Below are 14,074 nucleotides of genomic sequence, written 5' to 3' on the forward strand. Positions count from 1 at the left end.
CCGATGGTGAGCACGCTGCGCTTGTCAGACTTCCGCGTCCCTGCAGACCGCGCGCGCGCGGTTGCCGGGGCGTGGTGCGGTGACACGGCCGGCGCGCTGCGGCGCACGTGCGCGGTGCTGGCATTGGTGCTGGCGTGCCTGCTCTGGGCGGGCGCCGTCGGCGCGCAGGCCATCGAAGCCACCGAGGCGCGCATCGAATACCAGGACAATGGCTTCGACCTGACGGCGAGCTTCGACTTCGACCTGCCGCCGGCGCTCGAAGACGCGCTGAACAAGGGTATCTCGCTGTATTTCATGGTCGAGTTCCAGCTCACCCGCCCGCGCTGGTACTGGTTCGACGAAAAGCCCGTCAATACCAGCCGTACCATTCGCCTGTCCTACCAGCCGCTCACGCGCCAGTACCGCGTGTCCACGGGCGGCCTGCAGGTCCCGTTCGCGCGCCTGAAGAGCGCGCTGCAATTCATCCAGCGCGTGCATGGCTGGCGCGTGTTCGACCGTGGCGCGGTCAAGCCCGGCGAGTCCTATCATGCCGAGGTCCGCATGAAGCTGGACCTGTCGCAACTGCCCAAGCCGTTCCAGATCAATGCGGTCAATACGCGCGAGTGGAACCTGGCTTCGGACTGGCGCCGCTTTACCTATACCGTGCCCACTGACCTGAACGCGCCACCGCCACCGCCACCGCCTGCGCCCGTACCAGCGCCTGCGCTGCCGGCCTCGCCGGCCATGCCGGCATCGCCTCCGCTGCCCGCGTCGGCGCCGGCCGCAGCGGCCGAAACGCGTGGCAGCCCGTTCGCCCAGACCGTGTCGACCGCACTCTCGCCGTTCGCGCTGGTGCAGGCCGTCCCCGGCCAGCCATGAACAGCAGCAGTCTCTGGGACAGCCGGTTTCGCCGCGTGCTTTACCGGGTGGTGGCCGGGATCATCGTGTTCCTGGCGCTGGTGCTGGTGGGCCTGCTGGCCGGCGCTTCGGCCAACACGGAATTCTTCGACCGCTACTTCACGCTGCTGTTCAAGATCAACCTGGTCGTCGGCGCGCTGCTGGTGATCACGGTCGGCGCGCTGGCGTTGACGCTGTGGCTGCGCTATCGCCGCGGCAAGTTCGGCACGCGCCTGATGACCAAGCTCGCCGTGTTCTTCGGCGTGGTGGGCGTGCTGCCCGGCGTGCTGATCTACCTGGTGTCGCTGCAGTTCGTTTCGCGCAGCATCGAATCGTGGTTCGACGTGCGCGTGGAAACCGCGCTCGAAGCGGGCCTGAACCTGGGACGCTCGACCATCGACAGCGCCCTGGCCGACCTGCAGGGCAAAGCACGCCTGATGGCCGAACAGCTGAGCGGGCCGTCCGGCATGGCCACCTCGCTGCAGCTCAATCGCCTGCGCGAGCAATACGGCATACAGGAAGCCGCGATCTTCACCGGCAGCGGCCGCGTGCTGGCCACGGCGTCCAGCAGCTATGCCACGCTGGTCCCCGACCTGCCGTCGGGCGTGCTGGCCGAGCAGGCGCGCCTGGCAGGCGGCTACGCCGCGGTGGAAGGCGGGTCGGATCCGTCCGTGGATGGCCACAGCACCGAGCGCATCGACAGCAGCCACCTGTACCGGCTGCGCGTGATCATTCCGCTCGGCGCCGCGCCCGCCGGCGATACCGGCACGGCCACGGCCGCCGCCAGCGCCCCGCGCGCCGCCGCGCCGAAGACGCGCTGGGCCGGCTCCGGCCTTTCGGTGGAGCGCCGGCCCGAGGATTCGCCGTCGAGCGGGTTCGGGCTGGTGGGCGACACCGTGCGTGAAGAGCGTTACCTGCAGGTCGTGCATCCCGTGCCGGCCGTGCTCGCGCGCAATGCGGATGAAGTGCAGCGCGCCTACCAGGAGTACCAGGAAAAAGCGCTGGGCCGCACCGGCCTGCGCAAGATGTACATCGGCACGCTGACGCTCACGCTGTTCCTCGCGGTGTTCATCGCGGTGATGCTCGCGCTGCTGCTCGGCGGCCAGCTCGCGCGTCCGCTGCTGATGCTGGTGCAGGGGACCAAGGAAGTGGCCGAAGGCGACCTCTCGCCCAAGCGCGAACTGAAGAGCCGCGATGAACTCGGCATGCTCACGCAGCAGTTCAACCAGATGACCCGGCAGCTTGCCGAAGCGCGCCTGGCGGTCGAGGAAAACCGCAGCGCGCTCGAGCAATCGAAGGCCTACCTGGAAAGCGTGCTGCAGAACCTCACGGCCGGCGTGCTGGTGTTTGACCGGCGCTTCGTGCTGATCACTGCCAACCCCGGCGCCGAGCGCATCTTCCGCCAGCCGTTCGGCGCCGTGCTGGGGCTGCCGATGGAACATATCCCCGGCATGGGTCCGTTCGGCGAAATCGTGCGCCAGGCCTTCTCCGATCAGAGCACGCGCGAAGTACTCGGTGGCGCCGAGCACTGGCAGAAGCAGATCGAACTGCCGCAAGGCCATGAAGAGCAGGCACTGACGTTGCTGGTGCGCGGTGCGCGCCTGCCCGGCGGCGAACGCGACGAGCCTGGCTACGTGGTCGTGTTCGACGACATCTCCGACGTGATTTCGGTCCAGCGGTCGGTGGCCTGGGGCGAAGTCGCGCGGCGCCTTGCGCATGAGATCAAGAACCCGCTCACGCCGATCCAGCTGTCTGCGGAACGCCTGCAGATGAAGCTCTCGCCAAAGCTCGAGGACAAAGATGCCGAGGTCCTCAAGCGCGGCGCGGCGACGATCGTTAACCAGGTGGCGGCGATGAAGCGAATGGTCGACGACTTCCGTGACTATGCGCGCACGCCACCGGCGGTGCTGCAGTCACTGCAGATCAACGCACTGGTATCCGAGGTGTTGCACCTGTATGGCATCGACGACCACACGGTGCACGAGCATCCGGTGATCCATGCGACGCTGGACCCGGGCCTTCCCGAGATCAAGGGAGATCCGACGCAACTGCGCCAGGTGATACACAACCTGTTGCAGAACTCGCAGGATGCCGCGGCCGAGAACGTCGCGGCGGGTAGGGCGGCGCCCCGTATCGCTCTACACACCGAGACTGTAGAATACAAAGATTCTGCCGGCGAAAACCGTCAGGCAGTCAAGCTAACCATTGCGGACAATGGTCCCGGCTTTGCACCGCGCATCCTGAGTCGTGCGTTCGAGCCTTATGTGACCACCAAAGCCAAGGGCACGGGCCTCGGCCTGGCAATGGTAAAGAAGATCATTGACGAACACGGCGCGCGCATTGAACTGCGCAATCGAATGGACGGTGCCGAGATCGTCGGTGCACAGATCTCGATCCTGTTCGTTAAACTGGCATAGTCAACTTGGCGGTCCGTCACGGAGCGCTACGGTGGGGTTAAGAGGGGAAGTATGGCAACGATCCTCGTAGTCGATGACGAAATGGGTATTCGGGAACTGCTCTCGGAAATCCTGAGTGACGAAGGCCATGTGGTCGAGGTCGCCGAGAACGCGCAGCAGGCACGCGAGTACCGGGCGGGCACGACCCCTGATCTCGTACTGCTCGATATCTGGATGCCGGATACAGATGGCGTGACGCTGCTCAAGGAGTGGTCCGCGCAAGGCCAGCTGACAATGCCCGTGATCATGATGTCGGGCCATGCCACCATCGACACCGCGGTCGAGGCCACCAAGATCGGCGCACTGAATTTCCTGGAAAAACCGATCGCGCTGCAGAAGCTGCTGTCGGCGGTCGAGCAGGGCCTGGCCCGTGGCATCGAACGCCCGCGCACGTCGACTGCCGCGACGCCCGCACCCTCGGCGCCTGCCGTGGACGCTGCCCTGGCGCCTGCAGCCGCCGAGGCCGGCAGTGAAGCCGCGCCCAATGGCAGCAATGCGGCCCGCCCGCCTGAAGCGGAGATGCATTTTTCGTTCGACATGCCGCTGCGCGAGGCGCGCGACCTGTTCGAGCGTGCCTACTTCGAGTACCACCTGGTGCGCGAACACGGCAGCATGACACGCGTGGCCGAGAAGACCGGCCTGGAGCGCACGCACCTGTACCGCAAGCTCAAGCAGCTCGGCGTGGAACTGGGCCGCAACAAGCAGGAACCCGCGGAGCAGTGATGCAATGAACGCTTGACGGGCACAAGATCCGTTGCTATAGTTTCGCTTCTTTGGCCCGGTAGCTCAGTCGGTAGAGCAGAGGATTGAAAATCCTTGTGTCGGCGGTTCGATTCCGTCCCAGGCCACCAGAACATCAAAAGCCCGACTCATCGAGTCGGGCTTTTTGTTTTGGCGCCGCCGTTCCGCACGCCGCTATCCGCCCAGCGATACAAACCAGATCTAAAAAGATTTGACTTGGCTGTCGTTAGACATGTCTCTACGATTGCCTGATGCCGAAGACGTGTCGGACTCGCGCACACAGAATGCGCGGCCGGTTCAGGCCGTTTCTTTTTGGGGGTCAATATGGATACGCTGTCCAAGGCAGGCATCGGCTGGCCGCAGGAAACCGAAGCCGCCGAACGCGGCATCTGGAAGAGCACCATGGCCGCGGCCAGCCACGCGCTGGGCGCGGCAAGGAATGTGCAGCAGGCCATGGCGCAGACCTTGAAGCTGCAGCAGAAGATCCGCGCATTGCGCGATGAGCTGCACCACGCCGAGGCCGAGCGCGATGTCTACCGCGAGCTTCACGCGCGCACGGTCGACGAACTTCACCAGGCTGTCGACCGGAGCCCCGCCGAAACCAAGCGGCTGCGCGCCGAAGCCGACGCCCTGCAGATCCGTCACCGTGCCTACAAGCTGCTCGTGCAGCATTACATGCGCATTGGCACGCCCATCGATCCGACGGTGTTCGCCGAACAGCGCAGCCGCGTGCAGCAGCACATCCTGTTCCAGCGCCGCCGCGGCATCCCGGTCGCAAAGATCGGCGTAGAGGATATCGCCTTCCTGTTGCGCTGAGCGCGTTGCGCCTGGGCTTCGGCCACGCCGCGTCCTGATTCCATACCTGCGGTCTGTTCACAAGATCGCGCGCACGCATTGACGTCTATGTCCGCCGGCGGAAAACTTCGCGTTCCGGCGGACCCATGCCTGGGCGCCGGTTTTGTTCCCGATCGAGGCGTCGTCTCAGGCGACGTTGCGCATCCCGCTGCCACGCTGCTGTCGTCCTCTCTTTCGGCCTGATGTCCTGTTCCGTGCAGGACATGCCCGCACCCTGGCCACACATGCCCCAGCCCCTGAAGACCTTGCGCCGCGCCACGCGGCCGCTCCGCATGACCTGTCCCTTGATGACCGCCGCCCCGGGAGCGCAGCAGTGAGTACGCTTTCGCGCCGGCTGGCGGCAGAGGGACTGGGTACGGCATTGCTGATCGCCGTGGTGGTGGGTTCAGGCATCCGCGCCGAGCGGCTGGCCGGTGGCAATGTCGGCCTGGCGCTGCTGTGCAATGCGCTGGCCACCGGTGCGGGACTCATGGCGCTGCTGGTCGCGCTGGGACCGGTGTCCGGCGGGCATTTCAACCCGGTGGTGAGCCTGTCGGCGCTGGTGCAGGGCTCGCTCTCGCCGCGCACCACGCTGGGCTACGTGCTGGCACAGGTCGGCGGCGGCATTGCCGGCGTGATGGCCGCGCATGCGATGTTCGGCGAACCGGTGCTGGCGTGGTCGGCCCAGAGCCGCACGGGCCTGCCGATGTGGTGGAGCGAGTTCGTGGCGACGTTCGGGCTGGTCGGGGTCGGCATCGGCACGCTGCGCAGCCGTCCGGGCCTGGTGCCGTTTGTCGTGGCCGGCTATATCACCGCCGGCTACTGGTTCACGTCATCGACGTCGTTTGCCAACCCGGCGCTGACGATTGCGTGCGCGATGACCAATACTTTCACCGGCATCCGCCCCGTCGACGTGCCAGGCTTCGTGATCGCGCAGATTGCCGGTGGACTGAGCGCTACGCTGCTGTTCCACTGGCTGTACCGCAAGCCGGCCGCGGCGGTACAGGCGGCACGGGCGGCGCATTGGCGTCAGGCCGGGCCGGCCGCGACTACCAGCGCCGATTGAGCTGCACGCCAAAGATCGAGCCGCTGTTCTGCGTGGCCCAGGCCTCGGCCGGGGCCGTGAAGGCGAGGCCATCGACATCGGTGGCGCGGCTGTAGGTGTAGAACGCGCGCAGGTTCGCATTGCCGGCGGACTTGCCCAGCGTCAGCGTCGGCGCGACGGTCAGCGCGGTGCGCTGTCCGCTGGCGCCGAAGCCGGACGAGATCTGGTCCCGCGCCACCTCGAAGACCAGCTTGAACTGGTCGCTGGCGACATAGGCCGGGCGGATCCGCGTGGCCGCCCACTGCAGCGTACCGACCGGCGAGCGGTCGAACTGCATGCTGGATTCGACCGAACCGCCCAGCCCGGATTTCCCCTTCCACTCGAGCGATTCCGCGACCCGCACGCGCGACAGCGACGGTCCCATGCCGGCGTAGCCGGCCATGGCGCTGCGCGCACCGGAGCCAAACTGCAGCCCGACGCGATTGGTCCCGGCCAGCACGCCTTTCTGCTCGTGCAGCGCAGAGGCCCACCATGCGCTGCCCGAGTCGGCCACCATCGTCTGGGCGTCGACGCGCGTGAAGCCAAGTTGCACCGACCCCTGCGGATTGGTCGAGATAGGCGCCGTGCGCAGCGAGTGGTAGCTGGGCTGGTTCTGCCCGTTCTGGTCATTGCGCGCGGTGTACTGGTAGTTCAGGCCGACCTCGCCGAGCATGCGCGCGTTGTCCACGCCGAAGCGCATGGCCGCGGAATTGGGCGGCAGCAGGCCGGACGACATCAGCAACGGATCGCTGTCGCGGCGGCCGGCCCACATGGTGGCGCCGTCCAGCACCGACAGGCCGTTCACGGCCGTGTAGAACTGCGGCACCAGCGCGTAGGGATCGACCGCTGCGGGCCGGCCGTTGACGGACGTGGCATCCGTGCCGCGGGCCTGTGCGATCAGCATGACCTGGGCGCCGCCGTCGAGGTCGAGCACCGACTCGCGGATCTTGACCTCGCCCGCGCTGCGGCAGGCCAGGCCGTGGCCGATGCCCGTTGACAACGCCCCGCCGGCACAGGCACGCATGGTGGCGTCGCGCTCTTCGGCGGCGGCACGGCCGCTGTAGCTGAGGCGCCAGACGGAATCGACCGCGGCGTCGTCGGCCGGGAGCTGCGAGCGCAGCACTGGCGGTGCGTCGGACGGCGTGGCATCGCTGTTGTCAGCTTCCGCAGGCGGTTCGGGCAGGAAGTGGCCGAGCTTTGCGGGGAACAGCACCACGGGCGCAGGGGGCGGGGCGGCGGAATCGGGCGGCCCGACGAAGTCATCCTCGGACGGCGTGGTGGCCTGTGCCACCGGTGCATCTGCCGAAGCGGGCTCGGCGGGCGTAGCGGACGGCTCCAAACCCTTGGGCGCCACTTGCTCGCCGGCAATCAAGGCAGCGAGCGGATCATCGGCCGGCGTGGCCATGGCCCGCACGCGCGGAGCCGGTTGCACTGCCTGAATCCGAGGCGGAGCGAGCGACTGGAGGTCCTGCGGCGTCTGCGCGCACGCCGCCATCCCCCAGGCAGCCAGTACGGCAACACTCAGGCGGCGGCGGGGAAAGCGACGGCAGGAAGCGGCAAGGAATTCAGACAACATGCAACGAACGGACCGGTACGGCAGACCCGGTTTCGGGGGTCTTTTTTTAACAGCCGCACGATTTGACTGCAAGCCGGGTTACAAAATCCATCACAACGTTGGCCTTCTCACAATACGAAAAGCACAGGCGCGTGGCTCGGCTTCGGACGCGGACTTCCGATTGCGAAGCCGCCTTCCAGATTAGCGAAAACCCGGACTTGCGCAGGGCTCCGTGCCGAAAAAGGCACCGCTATAATCGGTGGGCTTGTCTTTCGGGTAAGACAGCTGCGGCCTGTTACGAACGGGTGTCTCAAGGCGGTTGGATATTGTCCCGCCATCGCAAGGGTTCTCGTCCGCAACACGCACAGCGTTGCGCCCACGGCACCATCCCGGCCAAGGGCAGGTCACGGTCGGTGCAAGGCGCGAAGACACGATCGGCGCCCAGGGCCGCATCCGCACCAATATCTATAAAAGAGGAGAAGTTAATGCAGCGTCGTTCCTTCCTGTTAAAAGCGTCGGCCGTGGCCGCAACCGGGGCACTTGCCGCATGCGGCAAGGATGAAAAGGCCGCAGCACCGGCCGCAGGCGCCCCCGCCGCCCCGGCCGTCGTCGGCAGCAATCCTGCCGTGGAATGGCGCCTGGCATCGAGCTTCCCCAAGTCGCTGGACACTATCTTCGGCGCCTCCGAACTGCTGTCCGCGCGCGTCAAGGAACTGACCGACGGCAAGTTCAACATCAAGGTCTTCGCCGCCGGTGAAGTCGTACCGGGGCTGCAGGTCCTGGATGCGGTGCAGAACAACACCGTGCAGATCGGCCATACCGCCGGCTACTACTACTTCGGCAAGAACCCCACGCTGTGCTTTGACACCACCGTCCCGTTCGGCCTGACCGCGCGCCAGCAGAATGCCTGGATGCTGCAAGGCAACGGCATGAAGCTGATGCGCGAGTTCTTCAAGGAATACAACGTCGTCAACTTCCTGGGCGGCAACACCAATGCGCAGATGGGCGGCTGGTTCCGCAAGGAAATCAAGACCGTGGCCGACCTGCAGGGCCTGAAGTACCGCATTGCCGGGTTTGCCGGCGTGGTGCTGTCGCGCCTGGGCGTGGTGCCGCAGCAGATTGCCGGCGGCGACATCTACCCGGCGCTGGAAAAGGGCACCATCGATGCGGCCGAGTGGGTGGGCCCGTACGATGACGAGAAGCTCGGCTTCTACAAGGTGGCGCCGTACTACTACTACCCGGGCTGGTGGGAAGGCAGCGCGCAGCTGTCGTTCTATGCCTCGGCCAGCGAGTTCGAGAAGCTGCCCGCGCTGTACAAGCGCGCGCTGGAAACCGCCACGATCGAGGCCCACACCACGATGATGGCCAAGTACGACACGGTCAACCCGCAGGCGCTGGCCCGCCTGCTGGAAAACGGCGTGAAGCTGCGCCCGTTCTCCAAGGAAATCATGGAGGCCTGCTTCAAGGCGACGCAGGAAGCCTACGCCGACGAAACCGCCAAGAACCCGTCGTTCAAGAAGATCTACGACGACTGGCGCGTGTTCCGCAACAACGAGGCCGCCTGGTTCAACGTGGCCGAGCAGGCGTTCGCGCAGTTCAGCTACTCCCGCAAGCTGTAAGGCGGCGATGCGGGGGCAGTCCCCGCCAGCGCAAACCCCGTGTTCCTGTGAAGGCACGGGGTTTTTTGTTTTGCGTGAATGCCATGCCGGAGCCAGCCGCACTTCGGCAACAAAACACCCCCGCCGGTAGAATCGCGCGCAGCATCGATCGGAAATCCCCATGCAACTCGGCATCCTTTACGCACTCCTGGCCTACACCATCTGGGGGCTGCTCCCGCTCTACATCAAGTCGCTGCCCGGCATCGCCCCAGCCGAAATCCTGCTGCACCGGATGGTCTGGTCGCTGGTGTTCCTGGCGGCTATCCTGGCCGTCAGGCGCCAGTGGGCCTGGCTTGGCAAGGTGGTCACGGACCGGCGCCTGATCCTCGCCTTTGCCGCGAGCGCCGCGCTGCTGTGCGGCAACTGGTTCCTCTATATCTGGGCCGTGTCGGCCAACCGCGTGGTGGATGCCAGCCTGGGTTATTTCATCAACCCGCTGTTCAGCGTGCTGCTCGGCGTGATGTTCCTGCATGAACGTCTGCGGCCGGGGCAATGGTTGTCGATCGCGGTGGCGGCAGGCGGGGTGGCCTGGCTCACTATCGCTTCTGGCCAGCTGCCATGGATTGCGCTGGCACTGGCGGCGACCTTCGGCGGCTATGGGCTGCTGCGCAAGACGGGCGCCCTGGGGGCGCTGGAAGGGCTGTCGCTCGAGACGCTGCTGCTGTTCCCGCTGGCCGCGGCGGCGCTGGTCTACCTCTTCGCCACCGGCCAGGACAGCTTCCGGCACGCAGCGCCAGGTACGCAGTTCCTGCTGCTGATGGCGGGTCCGATCACCGCGGTGCCGCTACTGTTCTTTGCCGCCGGCGCCCGGCGTATCCCGCTGTCCCTGCTGGGCCTGCTGCAGTACACCGGTCCGACGCTGCAGCTGCTGCTCGGCGTCTGGCTATGGCATGAGCCGTTTCCGCCGCAGAAGCAGATCGGTTATGCGCTGATCTGGATATCGCTGGTGATGTATGCGGCGGAAGGACTGTGGGCCGGCACCCGGCAAAAGTCCAACACCATGAATGTGAAAGATGAACCGGCGAATCAGTGACCATCATTCATTTATTGCATCGATGAAATACAAGGCCGGATCGCACAATTTCGGCCATAGTCCATCGACGCAACAAATGAAGAGCAGGCCATCAGAGACATCATCATAAATAGCGTCGATGGACGGAGACGTTCCGCCATCCCTTTACCGCATGTCCGCTAACCCGCCTCCGTCCAGCGAACCTGCCGTCCAGCGCAAGATCATCCATTGCGACTGCGACTGCTTCTACGCGTCGGTCGAAATGCGCGACGACCCGTCGCTGCGCGGGCGCCCCATGGCGGTCGGCGGCGCCGCTGACCGGCGCGGCGTGATTGCCACCTGCAACTACGAGGCACGCGCATTCGGGGTGCGCTCGGCCATGTCGTCGGCGCAGGCGCTGCGGCGATGTCCCGACCTGCTGATCGTGCGCCCGGCCATGGACAAGTACCGCGAGGTCTCGCGCCAGATCTTCGCGATCTACCGCGAGTACACGGCCCTGGTCGAACCGCTTTCGCTGGACGAGGCCTATCTCGACGTGAGCGCGTGTGCGCACCACGGCGGCAGCGCCACGCGCATCGCCGAGGAAATCCGGCGGCGCGTGCGCGAGGAGGTGGGCGTCACGGTATCGGCCGGGGTCGGGCCGAACAAGTTCGTGGCCAAGATCGCGAGCGACTGGAACAAGCCCGACGGGCTCTTCGTGGTGCGGCCGCTGGCGGTGGACGCCTTTATCGCCGAACTGCCGGTCGGGCGCATCCACGGCGTGGGTGCGGTCACCGCGGCCAAGCTCAAGCGCCTGGGCGCCGAGACCTGCGGCGATCTGCGCGACTGGCCGGCGGACCGGCTGCATCGCGAGTTCGGACGCTTCGGCGCGCGGCTCTATGACCTGTGCCGCGGCGTCGACCATCGCACGGTATCGCCCGAGCGCGAACGCAAGTCGATCAGCGTCGAGGAGACCTATGCCGACGACCTGCCGGACCTGCAGGCCTGCCTGGCGGAACTGGAGCCCCTGATCGCCATGCTGGAAGCCCGCATTGCCCGGGCGCAGGCGCACGACACCATCGACAAGCTCACCGTGAAGCTGCGCTTCGCGGACTTCCGCCAGACCACCGTGGAATGCCGCGGCCATGCGCCGGATCGCGATACCTACGCGCGGCTGCTGGCCGAGGGCCATGCACGGCGCGGCTTGCCGGTACGGTTACTGGGCGTCGGCGTGGGCACGAGCGATCGCGACACGTCGCAGCTCGAACTGTTCCCCTGATCATATCTACGCGACAAATCAATGCATCGAAAATTTAACCAGTTTGATTTGTCGCGCGAATAACCTATTGCAGGTTGTTCCGCATGATCAGCAGCCAGGGCATATGCGAGTTGGTCACGCCATCGAGCAGACCCGAATCGCCCAGTTCGATCTCCTCCATCGATACGGACTGCTGGACGTTGCCGCCAATGGCCTTCACCAGCCGCGCGGCGCGATCCACCGAGACCACGATGTCGCAATGCATGGGCGTCGTGCCAAAGCCGATCTCGGCGATGTCATCGAGGTATCTGTCCCGCCCGCGCGGCGCACAGATGATGTCGCCGGTGCGCGGCAGCGCAGGAACGGGTTCAATGCGGAAGGCGGGCCGGGGCAGGATGCCGTCGCGCGCGTCCACGACATACATCGAATGTGACTGGCCGGTCAGGAACTGGCGATCGTCGAGTCCGGCCTTGCGCAGGACCCAAGAAATGAACACCGCCGACCACGCCCAGGACGGCCGCGTGGCCTGCACGCAATCGGGCGCCTGGCCGACGATGCCCCAGTAGCGCCGCACCATCTGGCAGCCCAGCGGCGTGGCTTCCATGCCGGTGCCATCCGGGAAGGCAACACAGCCGGCCCCGGCACTGTCCAGGTCCGCATCCTGGTCGGCGGAAGCCTGGGCCGGTACGCCATCCGTGTCGGCCTGCGCCTCAAGCGGTGCTGGCGCGGGCAGCGGACTGAACGTCACGCAAGCGGTATCGTCGCGGCCCAGCCGCACGGTCTGCGAGCCCCAGCGCCGCCATTCCTGCATGGCGATTTCGACGATGCGTTCGCGCGCGGTCGCGCCCGGCGTGGTGACGGGCCGCTGCAGGTCGAGCAGGGGAGTGGCTTGCGGGCGCGCGGGTTCGCTTACCGTGCTGCAGCCGGCGAGCAGGGCCAACGCCAAAGTGGCACCAAGAACCCAACACCGGGCCTGTGGAGAAGCCTGTGGAATCCGCTGTGGAAAGCGCTGTGAATAAGGCTGTGGAAAGGTGCCCTGGTCCGATCGGGGAAGCATATGGCCCCCAATGTTGCGCCGTACACGCTGCGGCCTTGATCAACCGTGCCTGAACGGCTGTTTGCGGGTCTGACCGGCCAGCCGCTGGACGGGCCGGGCCCGGGTACACAGGCCTTTGCAGAAGTCTCCTGCCGGCACTGTGGATAACGTTTCCCCGCCCGGCGCGCACCTGCGCCCTTGGGCGACACGGTGGCGGCATGGCGGGAACCTGCAAAGCCGGGGGTGCGCAGTGGCCCGCCGGACTTTCCGGGCTTACTGGTTGACGGCGTCCTTGAACTTCTGGCCAGCCTTGAACTTCACCGTCTTGGCCGCTTCCACCTTGATTTCTTCGCCGGTGCGCGGGTTACGGGCCATGCGCTCGCCGCGCTCGCCCTTGCTGAACGTGCCAAAGCCGACCAGGCTCAGCGTATCGCCCTTGGCAACGGCGTCCATGATGGCCGACAGGGTCACGTTCAGTGCCTGCTCGGCCTTTGCCTTGGTCAGACCGTCCACACCGGCTGCGATAGCGTCGATCAGTTCGGTTTTCGTCATGCTTCACTCCGTATCGAGTTGATAAAACACAGACGTCCAGGCACGGAAGGCCCCTAGCGGACCGGACCGGCAAAGACGTCGCGGGCCACATGATACCGTGCCGGACAAGGCGCACCGGATGAGATTGTTACGAGAAGCTATCCGGAAAGCCGCTTCGGGCCGTGACTTCGCTGACCCTCAGCCCCCTCTGCCCATGGTGAAGCCGCGCTATATGTGCGGTTTACGCTGCTTTGGCCTGTTGAAGCGCCTCGGCGGCCTGTGAGCGCGTATACGCGCCTGGCAGCCTTACGACCTCCATGGGGTACCGGAGTGCCCTAAGCAGGCTCCAAAGGCCTGTACGGCCCTTTCCCAAGGTCTTGCGCCAGCATCCTGGATCACCCGAGGCGGCCCCGCTCCCTGCCTCCACTACCCACATGCACTATGTTGCAGGCTCACAAATGGAGATCGCCAGGGGCTTTTTGCGTATACCTCGGTCGACGTATACGCCGGGAAGGGCTGTCGACGTGGCAACTTGGCTCTGACGGCTGGTTTACGTCCTCGTACCCGACCCCGCGTTTTCAGGCGGAGCGAGGGGTGGCCCGTTGGGTTTACATCTTTCTTTTCATGTATACAAATAGTGGTAGTAGGTAAACGGGGCCGTTTTCTGTGGATAAGCAGGTAAACGTCAGGCAGATCAAAGGCTTACGTAAACGAAAACCACACGGATGCAGTGTTGGCGGACGTGGATGACTTCCGGGTATACGGAAAACGCGTTCGCCGATGGCCAAACTTGTTCCAGTCGCGTCCCCATGCCAGCCCCAGGCAGCCCACATGCAATCCGGCTTCTTATCCACAGAAACGGGCGGCCTTATCCACATTCCCGGTGGTCACGTATACGGCTTTGATCGGGCTAAGCGGGCCGCTGCGGCTGTGATCCGAGGTATACGCGTCCCATGGGGAGGCTTGCGTATACGGTGACGGTGCCGGGGCACCCCGGTATCATCCCGATCGCGTCGACGGGATCGGCGCCTGCAATGCAACGGAAAGCGACCAG

The 14,074-nt window shown here is 65.7% G+C and carries 11 protein-coding genes and 1 tRNA gene; 9 read left to right on the forward strand and 3 right to left on the reverse strand.

Translation table 11 applies throughout. The features are described from left to right. Positions 1 to 3 precede the first annotated feature (3 nt). From AC3FKH_RS03070 to AC3FKH_RS03095, 6 genes are all read left to right on the forward strand, one after another. On the forward strand, positions 4 to 858 hold the full coding sequence (locus AC3FKH_RS03070) for a DUF4390 domain-containing protein (RefSeq protein ID WP_488672801.1): 855 nt from the start codon (positions 4 to 6) through the stop codon (positions 856 to 858). Beyond that, positions 855 to 3,293, forward strand: a complete 2,439-nt coding sequence (locus AC3FKH_RS03075; protein WP_488672803.1) for an ATP-binding protein — start codon at positions 855 to 857, stop codon at positions 3,291 to 3,293. Before AC3FKH_RS03070 ends, AC3FKH_RS03075 begins: the two co-directional genes overlap by 4 nt. Before the next feature lie 51 nt (positions 3,294 to 3,344). After that, positions 3,345 to 4,055, forward strand: coding sequence for a response regulator (locus tag AC3FKH_RS03080; RefSeq protein WP_488672805.1), 711 nt, complete (start codon positions 3,345 to 3,347; stop codon positions 4,053 to 4,055). Positions 4,056 to 4,107: 52 nt separating this feature from the next. Then, a tRNA-Phe gene (locus tag AC3FKH_RS03085) sits at positions 4,108 to 4,183 on the forward strand. A gap of 214 nt (positions 4,184 to 4,397) precedes the next feature. Continuing rightward, positions 4,398 to 4,889, forward strand: a complete 492-nt coding sequence (locus tag AC3FKH_RS03090; protein ID WP_488672807.1) for a hypothetical protein — start codon at positions 4,398 to 4,400, stop codon at positions 4,887 to 4,889. 352 nt (positions 4,890 to 5,241) lie between these two features. Beyond that, positions 5,242 to 5,973: an aquaporin gene (locus AC3FKH_RS03095; RefSeq protein WP_488672809.1), complete on the forward strand. Its 732-nt coding sequence runs from the start codon at positions 5,242 to 5,244 to the stop codon at positions 5,971 to 5,973. Here the strand turns inward: AC3FKH_RS03095 and AC3FKH_RS03100 are convergent. After that, positions 5,957 to 7,567, reverse strand: a complete 1,611-nt coding sequence (locus AC3FKH_RS03100; protein ID WP_488672811.1) for a carbohydrate porin — start codon at positions 7,565 to 7,567, stop codon at positions 5,957 to 5,959. The two genes, AC3FKH_RS03095 and AC3FKH_RS03100, sit on opposite strands and share 17 nt — an antisense overlap. A 464-nt stretch (positions 7,568 to 8,031) precedes the next feature. Between AC3FKH_RS03100 and AC3FKH_RS03105 the strand changes: the two genes are divergently transcribed. From AC3FKH_RS03105 to dinB, 3 genes are all read left to right on the forward strand, one after another. Then, entirely contained in the window at positions 8,032 to 9,165 is a 1,134-nt protein-coding gene (locus AC3FKH_RS03105) for a TRAP transporter substrate-binding protein (protein WP_488672813.1), read from the forward strand. A 160-nt stretch (positions 9,166 to 9,325) separates the two neighbouring features. Further along, the gene (rarD, locus tag AC3FKH_RS03110) at positions 9,326 to 10,237 is read left to right on the forward strand and encodes an EamA family transporter RarD (protein ID WP_488672815.1); all 912 of its coding nucleotides are present in this window, start codon (positions 9,326 to 9,328) and stop codon (positions 10,235 to 10,237) included. 151 nt (positions 10,238 to 10,388) lie between these two features. Beyond that, positions 10,389 to 11,474 (forward strand): DNA polymerase IV, encoded by a 1,086-nt coding sequence (gene dinB, locus AC3FKH_RS03115; RefSeq protein WP_488672817.1) that lies wholly within the window; start codon positions 10,389 to 10,391, stop codon positions 11,472 to 11,474. 64 nt (positions 11,475 to 11,538) lie between these two features. Here the strand turns inward: dinB and AC3FKH_RS03120 are convergent, their stop codons facing one another. Continuing rightward, on the reverse strand, positions 11,539 to 12,510 hold the full coding sequence (locus AC3FKH_RS03120) for a DUF2272 domain-containing protein (protein ID WP_488672819.1): 972 nt from the start codon (positions 12,508 to 12,510) through the stop codon (positions 11,539 to 11,541). A 252-nt stretch (positions 12,511 to 12,762) separates the two neighbouring features. After that, positions 12,763 to 13,041, reverse strand: a complete 279-nt coding sequence (locus AC3FKH_RS03125; RefSeq protein ID WP_211952706.1) for an HU family DNA-binding protein — start codon at positions 13,039 to 13,041, stop codon at positions 12,763 to 12,765. Between the last annotated feature and the right edge of the window lie 1,033 nt (positions 13,042 to 14,074).

The organism is Cupriavidus sp. 21MJTG02-4, from assembly GCF_057798975.1.

What these genes read in the sequence shown, in the direction of transcription:
- AC3FKH_RS03070 (WP_488672801.1), top strand. Translation starts at nt 4, where the DNA reads ATGGTGAGCACGCTGCGCTTGTCAGACTTCCGCGTCCCTGCAGACCGC.
- AC3FKH_RS03075 (WP_488672803.1), top strand. Translation starts at nt 855, where the DNA reads ATGAACAGCAGCAGTCTCTGGGACAGCCGGTTTCGCCGCGTGCTTTAC.
- AC3FKH_RS03080 (WP_488672805.1), top strand. Translation starts at nt 3,345, where the DNA reads ATGGCAACGATCCTCGTAGTCGATGACGAAATGGGTATTCGGGAACTG.
- AC3FKH_RS03090 (WP_488672807.1), top strand. Translation starts at nt 4,398, where the DNA reads ATGGATACGCTGTCCAAGGCAGGCATCGGCTGGCCGCAGGAAACCGAA.
- AC3FKH_RS03100 (WP_488672811.1), bottom strand. Translation starts at nt 7,567, where the DNA reads ATGTTGTCTGAATTCCTTGCCGCTTCCTGCCGTCGCTTTCCCCGCCGC.
- AC3FKH_RS03105 (WP_488672813.1), top strand. Translation starts at nt 8,032, where the DNA reads ATGCAGCGTCGTTCCTTCCTGTTAAAAGCGTCGGCCGTGGCCGCAACC.
- rarD (WP_488672815.1), top strand. Translation starts at nt 9,326, where the DNA reads ATGCAACTCGGCATCCTTTACGCACTCCTGGCCTACACCATCTGGGGG.
- dinB (WP_488672817.1), top strand. Translation starts at nt 10,389, where the DNA reads ATGTCCGCTAACCCGCCTCCGTCCAGCGAACCTGCCGTCCAGCGCAAG.
- AC3FKH_RS03120 (WP_488672819.1), bottom strand. Translation starts at nt 12,510, where the DNA reads ATGCTTCCCCGATCGGACCAGGGCACCTTTCCACAGCCTTATTCACAG.
- AC3FKH_RS03125 (WP_211952706.1), bottom strand. Translation starts at nt 13,041, where the DNA reads ATGACGAAAACCGAACTGATCGACGCTATCGCAGCCGGTGTGGACGGT.